Origin of the sequence: Streptomyces sp. NPDC051109, assembly GCF_044455885.1 — a bacterium.
In the GTDB taxonomy this organism is placed as follows: domain Bacteria; phylum Actinomycetota; class Actinomycetes; order Streptomycetales; family Streptomycetaceae; genus Streptomyces.
In genome coordinates, this window is the sequence record NZ_JBITFF010000013.1 from 105,181 (window position 1) to 127,004 (window position 21,824).

Below are 21,824 nucleotides of genomic sequence, written 5' to 3' on the forward strand. Positions count from 1 at the left end.
GCCGTTCGTGCCGCCGCAACAGGGAGGGTGCGGCCGGGAGCACGGTCGGCGTGCGCTCCCGGCGGCCGCTTGTTCGGATGGCTGGTGTTGCCGTCGGGGATCCGGGTCAGGGATCCGGTTCGTCATCGGGGTCGTGATCGGGTCGTGGATCGGGGATCCCGGTCGGGGATCCGGTCACGGATGAAGGTCGTCGAAGGCCGTGCTGAAGTCGATCGCCGGGGGCGCAACGCGCGTAGCGAAATCCTCGTGCCGGGCCCCGCACGCAACCGTCACCCATACGGTGACCTCGCCTGCCGCTCCGTCCCGGACACCCCAGTCCTGGGCGAGGGCGCTGATGATGTTCAGCCCCCGGCCGCCGCGCGCGGTGACCGAGGGCGTGGCCGGAACCGGGCGGGTGGGACCGCCCCCGTCCGTGACCTCGACCGTCAGCCGCCCCGCCTTGTCGATGCGCCACGCGGCGCGTATCTCCCCGTCGCCGACCTCTCCGGCGCCCAGCGGTCTGCCGTGCCGGCAGGCGTTGCTGAGCAGTTCGGAAAGGATCAGTACGGCGTCGTCCACGACCGATTCGGACAGCCCGCTCATACGCAATTGTTCGCGCATGCGGCGCCTCGCCTCGCCCACGCCCGCAGGACCATGGCATACGTCCATGCGCGAAGACGTGGGCACCTCCTGTGCCATCACCAACGCCACCCCCGGAACCTCCTTAGCCCCACGCCATGGTCTGGATGCCCCAATGGCCTGGACCGGAAACCGATCACGCGGAGGCCCCCGACGCATTCATGTCGAGCGATTGCGGAGCGGATGCGCCGGTGCACACCCTGTTACATCCGTGGCGTGCGGGACGGGTGGGCAAATGGGGACGTCAGCGCCCGAGCTGTGACAGAACTTGTCGTGGTCTGTTCGTGATGATTGCTTCCACACCCAGATCAGCGCAGAGCTGAACGTCTTCAGGTGCGTTCACGGTCCATACGTGCACGGAGTGGCCCGCGCTCTGGAGCTTGCGGATGAACCCCGGGTGGTTGCGCACGATGCGCATCCCGGGTCCCGCGATCCGCACCCCGGCCGGCAGTCGCCCGTCGCGCATCCGGGGCGAGATGAACTGCATCAGGTACACGGTCGGAATCGTCGGCGCGGAGGCCCGCACCCGGTGCAGGGAGCGCGCGGAGAAGCTCATGACGCGGACCGGGTGCGGACCCTCGGCGGGCGGCGCGTCCAGCCCGAAGCGCTTGAGGAGGAAGAGGAGGCGCTCCTCCACCTGTCCGGCCCAGCGGGTCGGATGCTTCGTCTCGATGGCGAGCTGTACCGGCCGGCCGGCGTCCGAGACCAGCTCCAGCAGCCGCTCCAGCGTGAGCACGGAGGTGCGCTCGGGGTCGGCGTCCCAGTCCGGGGACTCCTCGCGGTCCTTCCAGGAGCCGAAGTCGAGCGCGGCGAGGTCGGCCAGTTCGAGGGCGGAGACGGCGCCGCGGCCGTTGGAGGTGCGGTTGACCCGGCGGTCGTGGACCAGCACCAGATGGCCGTCGGCGGTGAGCCGGACATCGCATTCGAGGGCGTCGGCGCCGTACTCGATGGCCTTGCGGTAGGCGGCCAGGGTGTGCTCGGGGGCATCCTCCGAGGCGCCGCGGTGGGCGACGACCTGGATGGGCGGCAGTGCGTGGGTCACCGGGTCATGGTGCCACCGAGCGGCCCCCGGATGTCGGGCTCCGCCGTGCGGATGCGCCCGGAATGCCCGATATAAAGAATGGGGAAGACGCACAGGTCCGGCTTACAGTGCTCTGACGGGTCATGGGGAAGGCTTTTCCCAGGAACTTGTGCGGCACGTCGAACGTTCAGTCGGGCCGAATCGCCAGTTTTTCTGAAGCCGTGTGTGACGAGGAGAAGAGCGCTGTGAGCACCGAGAACGAGGGCACCGCGGCCCCGACACCCCCCGCGGCCGCGTCCGCACCCCCGGTGGCCGCTCCTGCCCCCGAGGCGCCTGCACCCGCACCGGCCGCGGAGGTCCCCGTGACCCCGGCGCCGGAGCCGGTCACCCAGCAGCTCCCGCCGACGCCCGCGCCCGGCACGGAGCCGACCCAGCAGATCCCGCCCACCCCGGCCCCCGCACCGGCCCCGGCCTACGCCCAGGAGCCTGCGCCGCAGGCCCCGGCAGCTCACGGCGCCGCGGGCTGGCCGCCCCCGCCGCCCGCGGTCCCGGCGTACGGCTCGGCCGGCGGCCACGGCGGCGGCTGGGGCGCGCCCCCGACCGCCGACGGCTACCCGCCCGCCAAGCCGAAGGGCAAGGGCGGCATGATCGCCGCCGTGCTCGTCGCAGCCCTCCTGGCGGGCGGCGTCGGCGGAGGCATCGGCTTCTGGGCCGCCGAGCGCAGCGATAACGGCGTCGGCTCGACCACGGTCGCCGCGGCCAACACCCCCAAGGACCTCAAGCGGGAGTCCGGTTCGATCGCCGGCCTGGCCGCCGGCGCGCTGCCCAGCGTCGTCACCATCGAGGCCTCGGCCGGCGACGGCGAGGGCGGCACCGGCACCGGCTTCGTCTACGACCAGCAGGGCCACATCCTCACCAACAACCACGTGGTGGCCTCCGCCGCGAACGGCGGCAAGCTGTCCGCGACCTTCTCCGACGGCAAGAAGTACGAGGCCGAGGTCATCGGGCGGGCCCAGGGCTACGACGTGGCCGTGCTCAAGCTCAAGAACCCGCCGTCCGGCCTGAAGCCGCTGCCGCTCGGCGACTCCGACAAGGTCGCGGTCGGCGACTCGACCATCGCGATCGGCGCCCCCTTCGGCCTGTCCAACACGGTCACCACCGGCATCGTCAGCGCCAAGAACCGCCCGGTGGCCTCCGGCGACGGCTCCGGCGGCAAGAACTCGTACATGAGTGCGCTCCAGACGGACGCCTCGATCAACCCCGGCAACTCCGGCGGCCCGCTGCTCGACGGGCGAGGGGCGGTCATCGGCATCAACTCCGCCATCCAGTCGGCCGGCAACGGCGGCTTCGGCGGTGGCCAGGCCGGTTCCATCGGCCTCGGTTTCGCCATCCCGATCAACCAGGCCAAGAACGTCGCCGAGTCGCTGATCAAGACCGGCAAGCCGGTCTACCCGATCATCTCGGTCTCCGTGGACCTCCAGTCCAAGACCGACGGCGCCAAGATCTCCGACCAGGGCGCTCCCGCCAACGACCTGGTCGACCCCAACGGTCCGGCAGGCAAGGCGGGCCTCAAGCCCGGCGACGTCATCACCCGCTTCGGCGACAAGCCGATCGACAGCGGCCCGACCCTCATCAGCGAGATCTGGACGCACAAGCCGGGCGACGTGGTGAAGCTGACCTACCTGCGCGACGGCAAGCCGAACACCGTCGACATCACCCTCGGCTCGCGGGTCGGCGACAAGTAGCGACGGCCGACGGCCGCCCCGGCACGCGAGGGACCGGGACCGCTGGCTTGATGGGAGGGGCCGTGGGCGCGATTACGCCTACGGCCCCTCCCAACGTCCGCTTATGCTTCCCTTGTGTTCGATTCGCGGCACATACGCACTTTCCACGAGGTGGTCGCCTCCGGGTCGTACTCGGCGGCCGCCCGTGCCCTGGGGTACACCCAGCCCGCGATCACCCAGCAGATGAAGGCGCTCGAACGCGCCGTCGGCACGCCGCTCTTCACCCGGGTCGGCCGCAAGATGCAGCTCACCGAGGCCGGCGAGTCCATGGCCCGGCACGCCGAGTCCATCCTCGGCAGTCTCTCGGCCGCCGAGGCGCAGCTCAAGGCGTACGCACGCCTGCGCACCGGGCGGGTCCGGCTCTGCGGGTTCCCCAGCGCCAACGTGACCCTGGTCCCCGAGGCCCTGAGTGACCTGGCCAAGGACCACCCGGGCATCCAGGTCGAGCTGTTGGAGGGGGAGCCCCCGGAGTCGCTGCGCCGGCTGGAGCGCGGGGAGTGCGACATCACCCTGGCCTTCACCTATCCCGGGCTCCACGAGGAGGTCCCGGAGGAGGTCGCCGAGGTCCGGCTCCTGGAGGACCAGCTCACCGTGCTGCTCCCCACCGGGCACCCGCTGGCCCGGCGGCGGGCCGTGCACCTGGCCGACCTCGCGGAGGAGCGCTGGATCGCCGGCTGCCCTCGCTGCCGGGCGAACCTGCTGCACGAGTGCGCCGAGCTGGGCTTCGTGCCCGACATCCGGTTCGCCACGGACGACAACCTGGTCGTGCAGAGCATGGTCGGACAAGGGCTCGGCGTGGCGATGATGCCCGCGCTCGTGCTTCCCTCCCTCTCCCTGAACAAGGTGTGCGGGCGGCCGCTCCAGCCCGCCGCCCGCCGGCACATCGCCGCGTACGTCTACCGAGACCATCTGCGCGTCCCGGCGACCTCCGTGGTCCTCAATACGCTCAAGCAGGTGGCTTCGAACCGCGTCGGCTGCTGACCGCCGGGCCGTTTGTTCCCCGAATTCATAAGCAGTGCTTGGGATTTCAGGTGAGAACTGTCGTTGGACGTGATGGGTCGGCTGTTCGACGCTGCCCATATGACCACCACTACGCCGGCCCGTACGACCGCGAGGATGGCCGCCCTCGTCCGTGAGATCCGTACGGTCGTGGACCGGGGGCTGGCCCCGGACCTGACCGCCTACCTCGTCGGCGAGCGCGTCGCCCCGCACCTGGGCACGCCGGATCTGCTCACGCCGGAGCAGCGCGAGGGTGACCCCGACCGGTACCGGCAGCACGTCCTGCACGCCGAGTCGGACGGCAGCTTCTCGGTGGTCGCGCTGGTGTGGATGCCCGGCCAGGAGACCGCCATCCACGACCACGTCTCCTGGTGCGTGGCGGGGGTGCACGAGGGTCAGGAGAGCGAGCTCCGCTACCGGCTGGCCCCCGCGACGGGAGACAGCTGCGCCCGGTTGGTGGCGACCGAGCACGTGGTCAACGGGCCGGGTGACGTCTGTGGATTCGCCCCGCCCGGCGATATCCACAAGGTCTACAACTCCTGTCGCACCACGGCGATATCCCTGCACGTCTACGGAGCGGACGTCATCCGCCTGGGCAGCAGCGTCCGCCGCGTCTACACGCTTCCCACAGGCTGATGGCGCTGCTGAACCGCCCTGTACGCGGGGCGGATACCGAGGGCGCCGGGCCTGTTTCACGTGAAACGTCCTCGTCCTGGCCGGGGTTGGGGATGGCGGCCGCCGGAGTACTGGTGGCGTGGTCCGTGCACCGGCTGGTGCCCGCGGTACCCATGCTGACCGCGTCGGTGGTGCTCGGCATCGCGGTGGCCCATCTCCCGGGCACACGGGAAGTCGTACGGGGGGCAGCGCGCCCGGGCCTCTCGCTGGCCGGCCGGCGGCTGATGCGGATCGGCATCGTCCTGCTGGGCCTCGGCCTGGGTCTGGACCAGGTGCTCCGGCTGGGCTGGGCCACGGTGGCGATGGTGGCCGCGGTGGTCGCCGCCACCTTCTTCGGCACCCTCTGGCTCGGCCGCCGGCTCGGGCTCCCGGGCGACCAGCCGCTGCTGATCGCCACCGGGTACTCGATCTGCGGGGCCTCGGCCATCGGAGCGGTGAGCCAGGTATCGGGCAGCGACGAGGAGGACGTGGCCGCCTCCGTGGCACTGGTGACCCTCTGCGGGACACTGGCCATCGCGGTCCTCCCGCTCCTCCAGGGCCCGTTGGGGCTCTCGGACCCGGCCTTCGGGCGCTGGGTCGGCGCGAGCGTCCACGATGTCGGTCAGGTGGTGGCCACCGCCCAGACCGCGGGCCCGGGTGCTCTCGGCGAGGCCGTCCTGGTCAAGCTGATGCGGGTGGCCCTGCTGGCTCCGCTGGTGGCCGCGGTGGCCTTCTCCGTACGGGCACGGCGGCAGGGTGTGCGCATGCCCTCGGGGCGCCGCCCGGCGCCGGTCCCGCTGTTCGTGGCCGGGTTCCTAGCCGCGGCCGCGCTGCGCGCCACCGGGGTGCTGCCCGAGGCGGCACTCGACTGGGCACACACGGCGCAGGAACTGCTCTTGGCGGCAGCCCTGTTCGGGCTGGGCAGCGCGGTGGACCTTCCCCGGCTGGCCCGGACCGGCGGCCGGGCCGCGGTGCTGGGGCTCGGGGCCTGGCTGGTGGTGGCCGGGGTCTCGTACGCGGGCGTGCTGCTGACGGTATGACGTCAGCGGGCGGGCTCCCGCGGTCCATCGAAGGGAGTTGGCCAATTCCTGGCCGGAACCGACCGAACGTTCCGACCGTCTCCTGACTTCTCGGGCCGCACGTGCGACCCTGCGGCCGATCCGCACCGACAGCTCTTCACCCCCACCCTGCCCGCTCCGACGGGACCGGGCACGGCAGAAGGAGTCCTGCGTGAATCGTCATCGCACGGCAGCATCGGTCCTCATGGCGGCGGGCGCCCTGATCGCGGGCGCGCTGACTGCGGCCGCCCCCTCGGCCGCAGCCGACTCCCCGGCCTCGTTCAAGCAGCAGCACACCCAGGGTTTCTGGACCGCCGAGCGGATGCGCGGCGCGACTCCGCTGGACGTGACGGCGGCGCCGGGAACCGGGCGGGCGCCGGTCGCGGCCGCCGCCCGGCCCACGGCGGTCGCCCCGACGGCGGCCTCCGCCGCGTCGGCCTCACCGACATCGTTCCCGCAGGCGGGCGGCGCGTGGACCGGCGGCGGGGCGGTGGTCAAGACCTCGGGCCGGGTCTTCTTCACCTTCGGCGACCGCACGGCGTCCTGCTCCGGCGACTCGATCACCAGCGCCAACGGCAGCACCGTCATCACCGCCGGGCACTGCGTGAAGTACCAGGGCGCCTGGCACACCAACTGGATCTTCGTACCCGCGTACGACAACGGGAACGCACCCTACGGGCAGTGGTCGGCCACCAAGACCTTCGCGACGGACCAGTGGGCCGCCAGCGAGGACATGAACATGGACGTCGGCCTCGCCGTCGTGGCCCCGCTGAGCGGCCAGAAGCTCAGCCAGGTCGTCGGCGCCCAGGGAATCCTGTTCAACGGCGGCTACAACAAGAAGATGTACTCCTTCGGGTTCCCCGCGGCCGCGCCCTACGACGGCACCAAGCTGGTCTACTGCAGCGGGAACACCAGCAAGGACTTCCTGCTGACCAAGGACCACGGCCTGGGCTGCAACATGACCGGCGGCTCCAGCGGCGGCCCCTGGTTCCAGGACTTCAACGAGGCCACGGGCCTCGGCACCCAGGTCTCGGTGAACAGCTTCGGCTACACGTTCCTGCCGAACCGGATGTTCGGCCCGTACTTCGGCAACGAGGCGAAGGCGGCCTACGACAAGGCCCAGAATTCCTGACCCAGCCGCCCCCCGCCTGCCGGTACTCTGTACCGGCCAGGTGGGTTGCCCGAGCGGCCTAAGGGAACGGTCTTGAAAACCGTCGTGGCGCGAGTCACCGTGGGTTCAAATCCCACACCCACCGCACCAGGCCGGCGTAGCCGCGGGCCGGAAGGGGCGCCCCTCATCAGGGGCGCCCCTTCGTCATTCGGCCTGTTTCACCTGACGGCACCGCCCGCCGGTCCTTGCCCGTGTGCCACCGGCCCGGCGGGTACGCGAAGAGGGTCTCGCCGGGGAGTACGAAGCCGGCCGTGCGGCAGCCGGCATTGGATGCCGCTAGGCCCTTTGAGTGGTGTTTGTCCGAAGATCGGCGCGGGTGGTGGGGACGCTGCGGTTGCGACCACATCATGACGAATGTATGCAGATCCGCCCGTCGGAACATCGCGAAACGAAGGACCTCGTCATGGCTCACCGCATCACCGTCACGTCGATCTGGACCGCAGTCGTCGCCGTCGTCGTCGCGCTCCTCGCCTCCCTCGGGTTCGGCTCCAAGGCCGCGCCGGCCGCCGCCTCCACCGCCTCCGCTCCTTCCCGCCGCGGGGCCGCCGCCGTACGCCGGACGGCCCGGCCGATGGGCCGGCGGAGCTGGCGGGCGATGATGCGGGGCGGATCTCTCCCGCCCACCATCAAGCAGCGGATCCGCGCCGAGGCGCACGGCAAGGCCCCGTCGGTCCGCCGCTCGACCACCGCCGCCGCGTCCCTGGCCGGAAGCACCGCCGGAGTCGGTCGCGAAGGGCTCGACCTGGTCGCGTAGGGCCCGTACGGCGTCGCGCGCTTCGCGCGGTAGGCAACAGGCAGGAAGCAGGAGAGAGCGTTAACGGCAGCAGCAGGCGCTGGAGCCCGGTCGGCAGGTCGCGGCCGCGGATCGCGCCGGCGATGTGCCCCGGAGCGGGGGCGCGGTGGCATGACCCCGGCGGGCACCGGGGGCGCGCAGGGGGCGTGAAGCCTGGCATTGCAGGGCCGCAGGCCCGGGAGACGGTGGGGTTCCCGGACGGAGCGGCCCTTTTCGGCATGTTCGGCGCACAAGAGTTTGAGGAAACGTTTCAGCTCAGATCCGGCCGGGGTTTCGGCGGCCTCCGCCTCGCTGACCAGCGGCTTTGGGATGCGAATGAGGTTTATCCGATGTTGCTCATGCTTGCGGGGGAATCGTGGACTCCGGGCTGGTTCGCCGGGGATTCGGTGGGCAACTCTGGTCTCGCGACGTCGTCACCACGCAACGACCGAGGCGGTCGGCCAACTGCCTTGGAGCAAGCCCCACTCGCTTTTCTGGAGGATTCAGACATGGCAAGCATCCGTACCGCCCGCGTCTTCGCCGCCGTCGCCGCTCTCCCCCTCGCCGTCTCCCTCTTCGGCGGTGTGGCCTCGGCCGACAACGGCTCCTTCGCGAACGACGGATCGAATGCGAGCGTCGCCAGCGTCATCGGCAGCGGTGTCGGCGGGAACAACAGCGGCAATTCGTCGACTTCCCAGCAGGTGGCCACAGGCTCCGGTGCGTCCAACCAGAACAACACCGCGCAGGTCAACGGCTCCTCCTTTACGGCGATCCAGCAGGGCAACCTCGCAGCCAACTTCCACCCCTGGTGGTAGGTGCTCCCCGAGTCCTCTGAGTCTTGAGGGCGCCTGTGCCACCGGACCCGCTGGGGTCCGGTGGCACAGGCGCCCTCGCGCGTTCGTGCGCCGCCCCTCCCGGGCTCTCCCGACCTTGACATCCACAGTGAATCTGACGGACAGTCAGGTTTACTCGATGATGTGATGCCGGGAGGCCAGCGCCGTGCACCTCGCCCCGACCGAAGGCCAGTTGCGGCTGCGCGCCGAACTGCGGGAGTACTTCCACGATCTGCTGCCGGACGGGCCCCCCGAGGAGCCCGCCGCCCAGCGCGCACTGCTGCGCCGCATCGGCGACGACGGACTGCTCGGCCTGGGCTGGCCGGTCGAGTACGGCGGCCAAGGACGCGGCCCCGACGAGCAGTTCGTGTTCTTCGACGAGGCCTACCGGGCCGGCGCCCCCGTCTCCATGGTCACGCTCAACACCGTCGGCCCGACCCTGATGAAGTACGGGACCCCGGAGCAGAAGGACTACTTCCTTCCCCGGATCCTCAGCGGCGAGACCGTCTTCGCCATCGGCTACTCGGAGCCCGAGGCGGGCACCGACCTGGCCTCCCTGCGCACCCGCGCCGTACGCGACGGAGCCGACTGGGTCGTCGACGGGCAGAAGATCTTCACCTCCAACGCCCAGAACGCCGATTGGATCTGGCTCGCCTGCCGCACCGATCCCGACGCCCCCAAGCACAAGGGCATCTCGATCATCCTGGTCCCCACCGAGGCCCCCGGCTTCGGGTGGACCCCGATCGAGACGGTCGGAGGCCTCACGACCACGTCGACGTACTACGACGGGCTCCGCGTGCCCGCCGAAAACCTCGTCGGTCCCGAGCACGGCGGCTGGGGGCTGATCACCAACCAGCTCAACCACGAGCGCGTGGCCCTCGCCGCCATCGGCATGCAGGCCGAGGACTTCTACACGAGCGCCCGGCGCCATGCCCGCACCCCCGATCCGGTCACCGGTGAGCGCCCCGCCGACCGGCCCTGGGTGCGGTCCCGGCTCGCGGAGGCCCACGCCCGGCTGGCGGCCGTACGCCTCCTCAACTGGCGTCTCGTCCAGGACGTGGGCGCCGGCACCCTGGCCCCCGGCGACGCCAGCGGGGTGAAGTTCCTCGGCACCGAGTCCACCGTCGAGGTGTACCGCATGTGCCAGGAGGTGGTGGGCGAGGAGGCGCTCGTACGGGGGCCCGCGGCCTTCGCCGGCGGCGAGCTGGAGCGGATGAACCGGGCCGCGCAGATCAACACCTTCGGCGGCGGGGTCAGCGAGGTCCAGCGGGAGATCGTCGCCATGATGCGGCTCGGCATGAAGGGAAGGAAGCGATGACCGCCACGCCGGAGCAGGCAGCGGACACGGGAGCGGATGCGGGAGCGGGCGCGGGCCCGGAGGAGGCCGCCCGGTTCCACGCACTGCTCACGTCCTTCGAAGGGCGGCCCGCCGCCACCGCGGGCCGGGGCAAGGACCCCGTCAACCAGCCGATGATCCGCCACTGGTGCGAGGCGATGGGCGATACCGACCCCGCTTACACCGGCCCGGACGCCATCGCCCCGCCCACCATGCTCCAGGCCTGGACGATGGGCGGGCTCTCCGGGCACGGCGACCGCTCCACCGCCTACGACGAGCTCCTCACCCTGCTCGACCTCGCGGGCTGCACCGCCGTCGTGGCCACCGACTGCGAGCAGGAGTACCTGAGACCGCTGCGCCCCGGCGACACGGTCACCTACGACGCCGTCATCGAGTCCGTGTCCCCGCGCAAGACGACCAAGCTGGGCACCGGCCACTTCGTGACCACCCGCATGGACGTCCGCGCGGACGGCGAACTCGCCGGGACCCACCGCTTCCGGATCCTCAAGTACGCACCCGCCGGCCCGCGCGAGAAGAAGCCCGCGGCCCGGCGCCCCCGCCCGGTGGTCAACCGCGACAACCAGGGCTTCTGGGACGGGGTCGCGGACCACAAGCTGCTGATCCAGCGCTGCACCGCCTGCGGGACCCTCCGTTTCCCCTGGCTGCCGGGCTGCAACGGCTGCGCGAGCCTGGACTGGGACACCGTCGAGGCCTGCGGCGCCGGCACGGTGTTCAGCTACGTCGTCATGCACCACCCGCCCTTCCCCGCCTTCGACCCGCCGTACGCGGTCGCCCTCGTCGAACTCGCCGAAGGCGTGCGGATGGTCAGCAACATCACCGGCGTCCCGTACGACAAGGTCCGCATCGGGATGCCCGTGCACCTGGAGTTCCTGCGGGTCGACGAGGACCTGGAACTGCCGGTCTTCCGGGGGAGCGAGGGCTGATGGACTTCCACCCCACCGAGGAGCAGGCCGCGGCGGCCGGGCTCGCCGCCCGCATCTTCCGCGACCTCGCCACCCACGAACGCCTCGCCGCGGCCGGCACCGGCAGCGACGCCGAGCTGTGGAAAGCCCTCACCACCGCCGGACTGACCGCCGCCGTGGCAGACGTCGGCCTGCTCGGCCTGGTGCTGCTGCTGGAGGAGCAGGGCCGCACCACCGCGCAGGTCCCGTACGCCGCCACCTGCGCGTACGGAATCCTGCCGGTCGCCGCGCACGGCAGCGAGGAGCAGCGCGCACGGCTGCTGCCCGCCCTGGGCTCGGGCGAGGCGGTCGCCACCGGTGCCTTCCCGGCCCGTGGCCGCATCACCGCCTCGCCGGACGGCCGGCTGACCGGGACCGCGCCCGTCGTGCCCTGGCTGCGCGACGCCACCCACGTGCTGGTCCCGGACGCCGACCGGGCCCTGTGGCTCGTACGGACGGACGCACCCGGCGTCGGGACGCCCGAGGTCGAGACCACCGCCCCCTGGTCGGCGGGGCGGCTGACCCTGGCCGGGACCGAGGCCGAACGGCTCGGCGACGGCCGGTCCTACGAAGAGGTACTCGCCACCGCCCGCACCGCCTTCGCCGGGCTTCAGGCGGGGGTCTGCGCGGGCTCCCTGGCCCGTGCGGTCGAGTACACCTCCACCCGCGAGCAGTTCGGCCGGCCGCTCTCCACGAACCAGGGGGTCATGCTGCGCGCGGCCGACGCGTACATGGACACCGAGGCCATCCGGGTCACCGCGTACGAGGCCGCCTGGCGGATCGACGAGGGACTTCCGGCGCGCGAGCACGCCCTGACCGCGGCCTGGTGGGCCTCGGAGGCGGGCAAGCGGGTCGTGCACGCGGGCCAGCACCTGCACGGCGGGATGGGCGCAGACCTGGACCATCCCGTCCACCGGCACTTCCTCTGGGGGCGCCAGCTGGACGCGTACCTGGGCTGCGGCAGCGAGCTGCTGGCCGAGCTGGGCGCGCTCCTGTCCGACCACGCAGCACCCGAGGGGGACGACGCATGAACGTCGGCGACACACTGGCGCCGCTGGAGATACCGGTGACGCGCACGCTGATCGTCGCGGGCGCGATCGCCTCGCGCGACTACCAGGACGTCCACCACGACGCCTCGCTCGCGCGCGAGAAGGGCTCCCCGGACATCTTCATGAACATCCTGACGACCAACGGCCTGGTCGGCCGGTACGTCACCGACCGCCTCGGGCCGGGCGCCGTCCTGCGCAAGGTGGCGATCCGGCTCGGCGCCCCGAACTACCCGGGCGACACCATGGTCCTGACCGGCACCGTGGTCGCCGTCGACGGGGACCGGGTGGAGATCCGGGTCGTCGGCGCCAATGGTATCGGCCACCACGTCACCGGCACGGTCACGGCCACGGTCACCGCGGAGGTGGCGGCATGAGCGTCCGGCACCGCGACACGCTCGGCGGGCGCGCCGCCATCGCCGGCATCGGGGCGACCGAGTTCTCCAAGGACTCCGGCCGCAGCGAGCTGCGGCTCGCCGTCGAAGCCGTGCACGCCGCCCTCGACGACGCCGGGCTGGCCCCCGCCGACGTCGACGGCATGGTCACGTTCACCATGGACACCAGCCCCGAGATCACCGTGGCCCAGGCCGCCGGCATCGGGGACCTCTCCTTCTTCTCACGGATCCACTACGGCGGCGGCGCGGCCTGCGCCACGGTCCAGCAGGCCGCCCAGGCCGTCGCCACCGGGGTCGCGGAGGTCGTGGTCTGCTACCGGGCCTTCAACGAGCGCTCCGGTCGCCGCTTCGGTTCCGGCGTGCAGCAGCGCGAGCCCTCGGCGGAGGGTGCGGCGCTCGGCTGGTCGCTGCCCTGGGGGCTGCTGACCCCGGCCTCGTGGGTGGCCATGACCGCCCAGCGCTATCTGCACACCTACAACCTGACCCCCGAGGCCTTCGGCCACGTCGCGGTCACCGACCGCCGGTACGCGGCGAACAACCCCGCCGCGTACTTCCACGGCAAGCCCATCACCCTCGCCGACCACGCCGCATCGCGCTGGATCGTCGAACCGCTGCGGCTGCTGGACTGCTGCCAGGAGACGGACGGCGGTCAGGCGCTGATCGTCACCAGCACCGAGCGCGCCCGGGACCTGCGCCACGCGCCCGCCGTGATCACCGCGGCCGCGCAGGGCGCCGGCCGCCGCCAAGAGGGCATGACCTCCTTCTACCGCGATGACCTCACCGGGCTGCCGGAGATGGACGTGGTCGCCCGGCAGCTGTGGCGGACCAGCGGGCTGCGGCCCTCGGACATCGACGTAGGCATCCTCTACGACCACTTCACCCCGTTCGTCCTGATGCAGCTTGAGGAGTTCGGCTTCTGCAAGCCCGGCGAGGCCGCCGACTTCGTGGCTGCGGCCGCGCTGCCGCTCAACACCCACGGCGGCCAGCTCGGGGAGGCGTACCTGCACGGCATGAACGGCATCGCCGAGGCGGTCCGCCAGCTGCGCGGCACCTCCGTGAACCAGGTGGCGGGCGCCGCCCGTGCGCTGGTCACGGCCGGGACCGGGGTACCGACGTCCGGACTGATCCTCGGCGCCGACGGCTGAGCCCGGAGCCGCGCCCCGGTCCCCGGCCGGCCCCCGGGCCGGGACCCGCGGCCTGCCCCTCCTCCACCTTCAGGAGGTGGGGCAGGCCCCACCCGTACAACCTGAGGTGGATCCAGCTTCGGCACTTGCGGCCGATCCCAGGTCCGGGCCGCGCTTCTAGCGTGGAGCCATGACCACGCCTGTGTGCACGCTCGCCTCGAACCCGACGCCGTACCCGTCGTTCTCGGCGTACGTCCGGACCCGCGGCTCGGTCCTGATGCGCACCGCGCGCTCACTCACCGCCAACCCGTGCGATGCCGAGGACCTGCTCCAGACGGCCCTCACCAAGACGTACGTCGCGTGGGACCGCATCGAGGACCACCGCGCCCTCGACGGCTACGTCCGGCGGGCCCTGGTCAACACCCGTACCTCCCAGTGGCGCAAGCGCAAGGTCGACGAGTTCGCCTGCGACGAGCTGCCGGAACCCGAGGGGACGCCCGCATCCGACCCCGCCGAGGCGCAGGCACTGCGCGACGCGATGTGGCGAGCGGTGACCCGACTTCCCGACCGGCAGCGCGCGATGGTCGTCCTGCGCTACTACGAGGACCTGAGCGAGGCGCAGACCGCCGAACTGCTCGGGGTCTCGATCGGCACGGTCAAGAGCGCCGTCTCGCGCGCTCTGGTCAAGCTCCGCGAGGACCCGGAGCTCACCCCGGTCCGCTGAACCGACCCCTGTTTCACGTGAAACATCGGTGTTTCACGTGAAACGTCGGCGATTGGTTGCCGTGTTAGTACCCCCGGGTAGTGACATGCCGACCGGTACGTGCGCAGAATCGGCAGCATCCGTAGCCGCCGCAGCGCCGCAGCGCTCACCGGGAGGACGCTTTGCTGAGCACCATGCAGGACGTACCGCTCCTCGTCACCCGCATACTCCAGCACGGGATGACGATCCACGGGAAATCCCAGGTCACGACCTGGACCGGGGAGGCCGAGCCGCACCGTCGCAGCTTCGCCGAGATCGGTACCCGCGCCACCCGCCTCGCCAACGCCCTGCGCGACGAACTGGGCGTCCAGCAGGACGACCGGGTGGCGACCCTGATGTGGAACAACGCGGAGCACGTCGAGGCGTACTTCGCGATCCCCTCGATGGGTTCCGTACTCCACACCCTCAACCTGCGCCTGCCCCCCGAGCAGCTGATCTTCATCGTCAACCACGCGGTCGACCGGGTCGTGCTGGTCAACGGGACCCTGCTGCCGCTGCTGGTCCCGCTGCTGCCGCACCTGCCCACCGTCGAGCACGTGGTCGTCTCCGGCATCGGCGACCGCTCCGGCCTCGAAGCCCTCGCGCAGGAGCGCGGCTTCCGCGTCCACGACTACGAGGAGCTGATCGCGGACCGCGCGACCTCGTACGACTGGCCGGAGCTGGACGAGCGCCAGGCCGCCGCCATGTGCTACACCTCCGGCACCACCGGCGACCCCAAGGGCGTCGTCTACTCCCACCGCTCGATCTACCTGCACTCCATGCAGGTCAACATGGCCGAGTCGATGGGCCTGACCGACAAGGACACCAGCCTCGTCGTGGTCCCGCAGTTCCACGTCAACGCCTGGGGCCTGCCGCACGCGGTGTTCATGACGGGCATCAACCTGCTGATGCCGGACCGGTTCCTCCAGCCCGCCCCGCTCGCCGAGATGATCGAGCGGGAGAAGCCCACGCACGCCGCGGCCGTCCCCACCATCTGGCAGGGCCTGCTCGCCGAGGTCACCGCCAATCCGCGCGACCTGACCTCGATGAAGCAGGTCACCATCGGGGGCGCGGCTTGTCCGCCCTCCCTGATGGAGGCCTACGACAAGCTGGGCGTCCGGCTCTGCCACGCCTGGGGCATGACCGAGACCTCCCCGCTGGGCACCATGGCGCACCCGCCGGCCGGCCTGAGCGTCGAGGAGCAGTGGCCCTACCGGATCACTCAGGGGCGCTTCCCGGCGGGCGTCGAGCCGCGCCTGGTGGGCCCCGGGGGCGACATCCTGCCCTGGGACGGCGAGTCGGCGGGCGAGCTCGAAGTACGCGGCACCTGGATCGCGGGCTCCTACTACGGCGGAGCCGCGGGTGAACCGCTGCGCCCCGAGGACAAGTTCAGCTCGGACGGCTGGCTCAAGACCGGCGACGTCGGTGTGATCAGCCCCGACGGGTTCCTCACGCTGACCGACCGGGCCAAAGACGTCATCAAGTCCGGCGGCGAGTGGATCTCCAGCGTGGAGCTGGAGAACGCGCTGATGGCGCACCCCGAGATCGCCGAGGCGGCGGTCGTCGCCGTCCCGGACGAGAAGTGGGGCGAGCGTCCGCTGGCCACCGTCGTCCTCAAGGAGGGCGCGACCGTGGACTACGACGGGCTGCGCGTCTTCCTCGGCCGGTCCATCGCCAAGTGGCAGCTGCCCGAGCGCTGGACGACCGTCCCGGCCGTCCCGAAGACCAGCGTCGGCAAGTTCGACAAGAAGGTCATACGGAGGCAGTACGCGGACGGCGAGCTGGATGTCACCAAGCTCGACTGAAGCGATCACTCGACTGAAGCGATCACGCGGCTGAGGCGATCACGCGGCTGAGGCACGCCACCCGAGTGAGGCGACCGACTCGGCGGTGGCGCGAAGCCTTCCCGCTCAGCCCTGGCCGGCCTTCGTCAGCCAGGGCCGCAGCAGCCTGCTGACGGCCGGCATCGCCAGGTAGGTCATCAGCGTGCTGAAGACGACGGCGAAGGCGGCCGTCCGCAGGACGAAGTGCACGTTCACCAGGTACGGCCCGAGCACCGCGTTGCCTACGAGCGAGATCGGGAAGATGGCCAGCCCCGAGCTGATCGCCATCTTCCACCGTGGCGGCGCGGGCCGGGTCGTACCCGGCTTGGCGAACCAGGTCTCCATGCCGTGCAGTTCGCGCCGGGCTATCTCGGTGTGGTGGTGGCCCAGGCAGTTGGAGAACCACTGGGCCCGCTCGGCGGAGTCCTGCCACCGCTGGAAGGCCCCGTGGTCCCGGAAGCGGTGGACCAGGAACCACGGGCCGCCGTCCGCCGCCGGACGGAACAGCCCGTACCCCAGATGCCCGGGGAAGGTCGCGGCCGTCTCCAGGATGCCGTGCGCCCAGGCCTCGAACGCCTCCTCGTGGCCCGGCTCCACCTGTCGGGCGATGAGCAGGTTCACCTCCCCGTTGTCGGCGGGGACGGTCTGCTCGCTCGCGTCGATGATGGCCATCGGGCCAGGATGACTAGTTCGTGCCGATCTTGGCCAGCAGGTCCACGATGCGGCCCTGGACGTCCGCCGTGGTGGCCCGCTCGGCGAGGAAGAGCACGCTCTCCCCGGAGGCCAGCCGCAGCAGTTCGGCCGACTCGATCCCCGTCGCCGTGTAGACCACCAGCGGAGTCCGGTTGAGCAGCCCGTTGGCACGCAGCCAGTCCACGATCCCGGCCCGCCGGCGCCGGACCTGCATGAGGTCCATGACGACCAGGTTGGGCCGCATCCGCGTCGCCAGCTCCACCGCGTCGGTGTCCGCGCCCGCCCGGGCCACCTGGAGGCCGCGCCGTTCCAGGGCGGCCGTCAGCGCCGTCGCGATCTCGTCGCGCTCCTCGATCAGCAGCACCCGGGAGGGGTGCTGCTCGCTGTCGCGCGGCGCGAGCGCCTTGAGGAGGACGGCCGGGTCGGCCCCGTACGCCGCCTCTCGCGTGGCGTACCCCAGCCCGGCCGTGACCAGTACGGGGACCTCGGCGGCCACCGCGGCCTGGCGCAGGGACTGCAGGGCGGTCCGGGTGATCGGCCCCGTCAGCGGGTCCACGAACAGCGCGGCGGGGAACGCGGCGATCTGCGCGTCCACCTCCTCGCGGGAGTGCACGATCACCGGGCGGTAGCCGCGGTCGCTGAGCGCCTGCTGCGTCTGTACGTCGGGCGCCGGCCACACCAGCAGGCGGCGCGGGTTGTCCAGGGGCTCCGGAGGCAGCTCGTCGTCCACGGGCAGCGGTACGGGCCGGTTGACCACCTCGACGGCGCCCCCGGGCCCGTCCAGCGGTTCGGGGCCCTCGTCGGCGCCCGCCTCGGGGGCTCCTATCGCGAACGCCCGTCCCTGGGGCGCGGGCTCGGCGAGCCGGCGACGGCGGCCGGAGCCGCCCGTACCGCCCGCGCCGTTGGTGGATCCGGAGTCGACCGAGATGCCCTGGCCGAGCGTCCCAAGGGCGCGCACGCTGATCGGCTGTGCGGCCTCCGCCGGGGCTTCCTTGGGCTGCCGGGCCCCGGGCACGGACACCGGGCCGGCGGGCTCCTCGTCCTCGGGAGCGGTCCGGGCCGCCGGGACCGGCCAGGCCGGAGTGGCGGGCAGCGCCCGCCGCCTACCGGTCGGCGGTACCGGCTCCTCCGCGGCAGCGGCCGGCTGCGCGGCGGGGGCCGAAGGCTCGGCAGCGGGCGCACCCAGCACCCGGCGCCCGCGCCGCCCGGCCGGGGCGTCGCCCTCGGTGTCACCGGGAGCGGGGGCCGGACCGGCCATGGCGGGACTCTGCGCGGGAGCCGCAGCCGGCTCCGGCGCGGGAGCCGCTGCCGGGGTCGGGCCTGCAGGCAGTGCGAAGCCGCCCTCGGGGGCGATGGGCCGTACGGGGGCCTGCGGGGCGGCGCCCGGAGCCGGGCCGAGGCCCGTCGCGGGCACGGGACCGGGTTGCGGCGCGGCGGCCGCGCCCAGCGCACGCCGCCGACCGGCGGGATGCTCGGTCACCGGGACCGGCGGCACGGCGGACATCGGCGGTACGGGCGGCACCGGCGCGCCCGGCTGCACCGGGGAGCCCGGCGGCATCGGGGCCACACCGGGACCGCGACCGGGGCCGGGAGAGCCCTGCGGCGCCGGCGGGAGCGCGGGCATGGCGCTCCCCTGCGGGGGCACGGGCCGGCCGGGGCCGCCCTCGCCGCCACCCGTACCGCTTCCGTCGCCGTCCCGGCCGCGCCGGCGCCCGGTGCCGAGGCCCGCCGGGTTCACCGGGGACTGCGCGAGCCCGGGAGCCGCGGCGTCGACGGCACCCGCCTCGCCCGCTCGCCGCCGCCCGGACGGCAGCGCCAGCGCGCTCCCGCCCTCGGCGGGGCCGTTCGGCTTGGCTTCTTCGGCCGCGTCCTCCAGGAACGCGTCCACTCCGCGCCGGGCGCGCCGACCGGCGGGCCCGTTGCCCGCGCCCTCGGCGGCCGCCGGCTCCTTCACGGGCTCCGGCTCGGGCAGCGTCACCGTTCCGGCTCCCGCGCCCAGCGGCAGCTCCAGCACGTAGGCACCGCCGGGCGCGCCCGGCACCTCCACCGTCTGCAGCACACCCCCGTGCGCGGCCACGATGCCCCGCACGATCGGCTCGTGCACCGGGTTGCCGCCCTCGTACGGCCCGCGCACCTCGATCCGTACGACCTCGCCCCGCTGCGCGGCGGCCACGACGATCGTCGAATCGCTGTACCCGCTGCCCTGGCGGGTCTTGCCGGTGGCGTCCACCCCCGCGACGTCGGCGACCAGGTGCGCGAGGGCGCCCGCGATCCGCTCGGCGTCCACCTCGGCCTCGATGGTCGGCGCGTGGACGGCGAACTGCACGCGGCCCGGGCCGATCAGCTCGACGGCGCCGTCGATGCCGGCCGCGACGACCCCGTCGATCAGGACCTTCTTCTTCTTGAGCTTCTCGGCCCCCGCGTCGAGCCGCTGGAAGCCGAGCACGTTGTCGACCAGCGCGGTCATCCGGGAGTACCCGGCGGCCAGGTGGTGCAGCAGCTGGTTGGCCTCGGGCCACAGCTGCCCCGCGTCGTCGGCGGCCAGCGTGGCCAGCTCCCCGCGCAGCTCCTCCAGGGGCCCGCGCAGGGAATCGCCGAGGACGGCCAGCAGCTGGGCGTGCCGGGCGGCCAGGGCGTCGTAGGGCCGCCGGTCGGTGAAGGTCATGACGGCGCCGACGAGCAGCTCCCCGTCCCGTACGGGCGAGGTGGTCAGGTCGACGGAGACGGGCTGCCCGGCCTTGTTCCACAGCACCTGGCCGCGCACCCGGTGCTTGCGGCCGCTGCGCAGGGTGTCGGCGAGCGGGGACTCCTCGAAGGGGAACGGCGAGCCGTCGGCGCGCGAGTGCTGGATCAGCCCGTGCAGCTCCCGGTTGCCGAGGTCGGTGGCGCGGTACCCGAGGATCTGGGCGGCGGCCGGGTTGACGAGGACGACCCGGCCGTCGGTGTCCGTGCCGACGACGCCCTCGGCGGCGGCCCGCAGGATCATCTCGGTCTGCCGCTGCGAGCGGGCCAGCTCGGCCTCGGTGTCCACGGTCTCGGAGAGGTCGCGGACGACGAGCATCAGCAGCTCGTCACCCGTGTACGCGGGCTGCGGCTCGCGGTAGGCGTCACGGCCGTCGAGGTGGGCGGCGGTGACCTCGACGGGGAACTCGGTGCCGTCGGTGCGGCGCGCGACCATCCGCTTGGGCTTGGCCCGGCCGCCCTCGTCCTCGCCGGGCCGGCGCATCGAGCCGGGGATCAGCTTGGAGTCGAACTCGGGCAGGAGGTCCAGCACGCCGCGGCCGACGAGCCCGGTGCCGGGGCTCTCCATGACCTCAAGGGCGATCGAATTCGCGTTGACGACCGTGCCGTTGGCGTTGACGAGCAACAGCGCGTCCGGAAGAGCGTCGAGTATTGCTGCGAGGCGAGCAGCGCCTCGGGATGGCCTGCTGCTCACGACGAGCTTCCTCCCTGACCACGACTACCGGCATGTCACGGGAGGAGTCTAAGGGCACGGCTCCGGCCTGAGATGGCGGATGTTCGGTGGATACCGTGCATCCTTCGCATCCTCCCAGGTCAGGAGCGCCCACCCGGAAGCACAGGTTCCAGGTTGTTCCAGCGGGCGATCTCGCATCCGTTGGTCCGCCGGAACGCCGCGTCCACCTTCTGGCCTTGCCACGTTCCGGTGATGTGCGCGGTGGCCGGCCCGCCGTCCTGCATGGTGCAGATCTGACGCTTGGCGATGGGAGCGAAGGGGTCCTTGTCCTGTTTCGCGAGGACGTCGAGCCGCTCGCAGGCCCGCTCGGCCTCGGGGTGGTTCCCCCCGACGGGGTTGCATTCGAGCAGGTACTCGCCGTTCGCCCGGGGGTTGCCGGTGGCGGACACGGTGATGGTGAGGCGGTCGGGCGGGGCCAGCAGCCGGCCCAGCGGGGCCAGCGGGGGCAGCGGCCCGGCGGCCGTGGCCGCCGAGGCGGCCAGGGCGGAGGTGACGGCGAAGGCGGCGAGACGCAGCATGGGGCACTCCAGGTCGTCCGTACGTCGTACGCCTGACCAACGACGCGCGCCCGCCGACGTTGCGTACGGGCGGGCGTACGGAGGAGTGTGCGGGAGGGTGCGTGCCGGGAGGCTTAAGGCTTTGCTCTGGTGGCGGCTGTCCTTGTACCGTGGGAGCGGATTGGTGAGCGGCCCGGTGGCTGTGTCATCATCTGCACGCACCCTCGTACGCGGGGGTGTGCTGGAGGCGTCGCCTAGTCCGGTCTATGGCGCCGCACTGCTAATGCGGTTTGGGTCTTAAAGCCCATCGAGGGTTCAAATCCCTCCGCCTCCGCACCTGCCGAAGCCCCGGTCCTCACGGACCGGGGCTTCGGTGCGTTCCGGGGTCTTGCTTTGACGCGTTCCGGCCAGGCCGCCCTCTGCCCCAACCCCGCCCCGACATCGGTGCGAACCCATCCAGACGATCTTCATCTGGAGCGTTTCCGCAGGTCAGGCGTGGTTTGGCTAATGGATTTCGCGTCCCGCCGAGGTCCATGTATTGTTGTTCTCGCAAGGCCAACGGGGCGCAAAACCCCGAGAAGCCCAAGCACTCGTAGCTTAACGGATAGAGCATCTGACTACGGATCAGAAGGTTGCAGGTTCGAATCCTGCCGAGTGCACAGCCGAAGAGGCCCCCCGGTTCGCCGGGGGGCCTCTTGCGTTGTCCGGCTCCTTCTTGGTGGGGAGAGGGGTCTCGGGGTTGTTCGGGGGTGGGGGTCGGTCCTGCGGGGGATGATCGGCGGTCCCGGGGGTGGATACGGTCCTTGGAGACGGTTCGGAAC

General features: G+C 72.2%; 19 protein-coding genes and 3 tRNA genes. 17 read left to right on the plus strand and 5 right to left on the minus strand.

Going from position 1 to position 21,824, the window contains the following annotated elements; all coding sequences use genetic code 11:
* Positions 1-174 precede the first annotated feature (174 nt).
* Positions 175-777: an ATP-binding protein gene (locus tag ACIBAD_RS23710; protein ID WP_134072980.1), complete on the minus strand. Its 603-nt coding sequence runs from the start codon at positions 775-777 to the stop codon at positions 175-177.
* An 85-nt stretch (positions 778-862) separates the two neighbouring features.
* The gene (locus ACIBAD_RS23715; RefSeq protein WP_134072982.1) at positions 863-1,660 is read right to left on the minus strand and encodes a glycerophosphodiester phosphodiesterase; all 798 of its coding nucleotides are present in this window, start codon (positions 1,658-1,660) and stop codon (positions 863-865) included.
* A gap of 224 nt (positions 1,661-1,884) precedes the next feature.
* Here ACIBAD_RS23715 and ACIBAD_RS23720 point away from each other — a divergent pair, with 224 nt between their 5' ends.
* The 15 genes from ACIBAD_RS23720 to ACIBAD_RS23790 all read left to right on the plus strand — a co-directional run bounded on the left by ACIBAD_RS23720 (position 1,885) and on the right by ACIBAD_RS23790 (position 16,320).
* On the plus strand, positions 1,885-3,384 hold the full coding sequence (locus ACIBAD_RS23720) for a S1C family serine protease (RefSeq protein WP_398908268.1): 1,500 nt from the start codon (positions 1,885-1,887) through the stop codon (positions 3,382-3,384).
* A gap of 114 nt (positions 3,385-3,498) precedes the next feature.
* A complete protein-coding gene (locus tag ACIBAD_RS23725; RefSeq protein WP_398908270.1) occupies positions 3,499-4,404 on the plus strand; it encodes a LysR substrate-binding domain-containing protein in 906 nt (301 codons plus the stop codon).
* 99 nt (positions 4,405-4,503) lie between these two features.
* Positions 4,504-5,058: a cysteine dioxygenase family protein gene (locus ACIBAD_RS23730; RefSeq protein ID WP_134072988.1), complete on the plus strand. Its 555-nt coding sequence runs from the start codon at positions 4,504-4,506 to the stop codon at positions 5,056-5,058.
* Entirely contained in the window at positions 5,058-6,116 is a 1,059-nt protein-coding gene (locus tag ACIBAD_RS23735; RefSeq protein WP_398908271.1) for a YeiH family protein, read from the plus strand. Before ACIBAD_RS23730 ends, ACIBAD_RS23735 begins: the two co-directional genes overlap by 1 nt.
* Before the next feature lie 190 nt (positions 6,117-6,306).
* A complete protein-coding gene (locus ACIBAD_RS23740) occupies positions 6,307-7,266 on the plus strand; it encodes a trypsin-like serine peptidase (protein ID WP_398908272.1) in 960 nt (319 codons plus the stop codon).
* A 39-nt stretch (positions 7,267-7,305) separates the two neighbouring features.
* Positions 7,306-7,390, plus strand: a tRNA-Ser gene (locus ACIBAD_RS23745).
* A 318-nt stretch (positions 7,391-7,708) separates the two neighbouring features.
* On the plus strand, positions 7,709-8,059 hold the full coding sequence (locus tag ACIBAD_RS23750) for a DUF6344 domain-containing protein (RefSeq protein WP_134072994.1): 351 nt from the start codon (positions 7,709-7,711) through the stop codon (positions 8,057-8,059).
* 527 nt (positions 8,060-8,586) lie between these two features.
* Positions 8,587-8,892 (plus strand): hypothetical protein, encoded by a 306-nt coding sequence (locus ACIBAD_RS23755; protein WP_134072996.1) that lies wholly within the window; start codon positions 8,587-8,589, stop codon positions 8,890-8,892.
* A gap of 184 nt (positions 8,893-9,076) precedes the next feature.
* On the plus strand, positions 9,077-10,228 hold the full coding sequence (locus tag ACIBAD_RS23760; protein WP_134072998.1) for an acyl-CoA dehydrogenase family protein: 1,152 nt from the start codon (positions 9,077-9,079) through the stop codon (positions 10,226-10,228).
* Complete coding sequence (locus tag ACIBAD_RS23765) at positions 10,225-11,190, plus strand: bifunctional MaoC family dehydratase N-terminal/OB-fold nucleic acid binding domain-containing protein (protein WP_134073000.1); 966 nt, start codon at positions 10,225-10,227, stop codon at positions 11,188-11,190. The genes ACIBAD_RS23760 and ACIBAD_RS23765 overlap by 4 nt, the downstream gene beginning before the upstream one ends.
* A complete protein-coding gene (locus ACIBAD_RS23770) occupies positions 11,190-12,239 on the plus strand; it encodes an acyl-CoA dehydrogenase family protein (RefSeq protein WP_398908273.1) in 1,050 nt (349 codons plus the stop codon). The genes ACIBAD_RS23765 and ACIBAD_RS23770 overlap by 1 nt, the downstream gene beginning before the upstream one ends.
* The gene (locus ACIBAD_RS23775; protein WP_398908274.1) at positions 12,236-12,631 is read left to right on the plus strand and encodes a MaoC/PaaZ C-terminal domain-containing protein; all 396 of its coding nucleotides are present in this window, start codon (positions 12,236-12,238) and stop codon (positions 12,629-12,631) included. Before ACIBAD_RS23770 ends, ACIBAD_RS23775 begins: the two co-directional genes overlap by 4 nt.
* Positions 12,628-13,794: a lipid-transfer protein gene (locus ACIBAD_RS23780; RefSeq protein WP_134073006.1), complete on the plus strand. Its 1,167-nt coding sequence runs from the start codon at positions 12,628-12,630 to the stop codon at positions 13,792-13,794. The genes ACIBAD_RS23775 and ACIBAD_RS23780 overlap by 4 nt, the downstream gene beginning before the upstream one ends.
* Positions 13,795-13,963: 169 nt before the next feature.
* Positions 13,964-14,497 (plus strand): SigE family RNA polymerase sigma factor, encoded by a 534-nt coding sequence (locus ACIBAD_RS23785; protein ID WP_134073008.1) that lies wholly within the window; start codon positions 13,964-13,966, stop codon positions 14,495-14,497.
* A gap of 161 nt (positions 14,498-14,658) precedes the next feature.
* Complete coding sequence (locus ACIBAD_RS23790) at positions 14,659-16,320, plus strand: long-chain fatty acid--CoA ligase (protein WP_398908275.1); 1,662 nt, start codon at positions 14,659-14,661, stop codon at positions 16,318-16,320.
* Positions 16,321-16,425: 105 nt separating this feature from the next.
* Here the strand turns inward: ACIBAD_RS23790 and ACIBAD_RS23795 are convergent, their stop codons facing one another.
* The 3 genes from ACIBAD_RS23795 to ACIBAD_RS23805 all read right to left on the minus strand — a co-directional run bounded on the left by ACIBAD_RS23795 (position 16,426) and on the right by ACIBAD_RS23805 (position 21,024).
* Complete coding sequence (locus tag ACIBAD_RS23795) at positions 16,426-17,010, minus strand: antibiotic biosynthesis monooxygenase (protein WP_134073010.1); 585 nt, start codon at positions 17,008-17,010, stop codon at positions 16,426-16,428.
* A gap of 13 nt (positions 17,011-17,023) precedes the next feature.
* Positions 17,024-20,467, minus strand: coding sequence for a PAS domain-containing protein (locus ACIBAD_RS23800; protein WP_398908277.1), 3,444 nt, complete (start codon positions 20,465-20,467; stop codon positions 17,024-17,026).
* A 119-nt stretch (positions 20,468-20,586) separates the two neighbouring features.
* Complete coding sequence (locus ACIBAD_RS23805; protein ID WP_134073014.1) at positions 20,587-21,024, minus strand: SSI family serine proteinase inhibitor; 438 nt, start codon at positions 21,022-21,024, stop codon at positions 20,587-20,589.
* 222 nt (positions 21,025-21,246) lie between these two features.
* On the opposite strand from ACIBAD_RS23805, the gene ACIBAD_RS23810 reads away from it, so the two are divergent.
* Positions 21,247-21,337, plus strand: a tRNA-Ser gene (locus tag ACIBAD_RS23810).
* Between the two features lie 252 nt (positions 21,338-21,589).
* A tRNA-Arg gene (locus ACIBAD_RS23815) sits at positions 21,590-21,662 on the plus strand.
* Positions 21,663-21,824 lie beyond the last annotated feature (162 nt).

What these genes read in the sequence shown, in the direction of transcription:
- ACIBAD_RS23755 (WP_134072996.1), top strand. Translation starts at nt 8,587, where the DNA reads ATGGCAAGCATCCGTACCGCCCGCGTCTTCGCCGCCGTCGCCGCTCTC.
- ACIBAD_RS23775 (WP_398908274.1), top strand. Translation starts at nt 12,236, where the DNA reads ATGAACGTCGGCGACACACTGGCGCCGCTGGAGATACCGGTGACGCGC.
- ACIBAD_RS23795 (WP_134073010.1), bottom strand. Translation starts at nt 17,010, where the DNA reads ATGGCCATCATCGACGCGAGCGAGCAGACCGTCCCCGCCGACAACGGG.
- ACIBAD_RS23770 (WP_398908273.1), top strand. Translation starts at nt 11,190, where the DNA reads ATGGACTTCCACCCCACCGAGGAGCAGGCCGCGGCGGCCGGGCTCGCC.
- ACIBAD_RS23805 (WP_134073014.1), bottom strand. Translation starts at nt 21,024, where the DNA reads ATGCTGCGTCTCGCCGCCTTCGCCGTCACCTCCGCCCTGGCCGCCTCG.
- ACIBAD_RS23735 (WP_398908271.1), top strand. Translation starts at nt 5,058, where the DNA reads ATGGCGCTGCTGAACCGCCCTGTACGCGGGGCGGATACCGAGGGCGCC.
- ACIBAD_RS23730 (WP_134072988.1), top strand. Translation starts at nt 4,504, where the DNA reads ATGACCACCACTACGCCGGCCCGTACGACCGCGAGGATGGCCGCCCTC.
- ACIBAD_RS23750 (WP_134072994.1), top strand. Translation starts at nt 7,709, where the DNA reads ATGGCTCACCGCATCACCGTCACGTCGATCTGGACCGCAGTCGTCGCC.
- ACIBAD_RS23765 (WP_134073000.1), top strand. Translation starts at nt 10,225, where the DNA reads ATGACCGCCACGCCGGAGCAGGCAGCGGACACGGGAGCGGATGCGGGA.
- ACIBAD_RS23780 (WP_134073006.1), top strand. Translation starts at nt 12,628, where the DNA reads ATGAGCGTCCGGCACCGCGACACGCTCGGCGGGCGCGCCGCCATCGCC.
- ACIBAD_RS23785 (WP_134073008.1), top strand. Translation starts at nt 13,964, where the DNA reads ATGACCACGCCTGTGTGCACGCTCGCCTCGAACCCGACGCCGTACCCG.
- ACIBAD_RS23710 (WP_134072980.1), bottom strand. Translation starts at nt 777, where the DNA reads ATGCGTCGGGGGCCTCCGCGTGATCGGTTTCCGGTCCAGGCCATTGGG.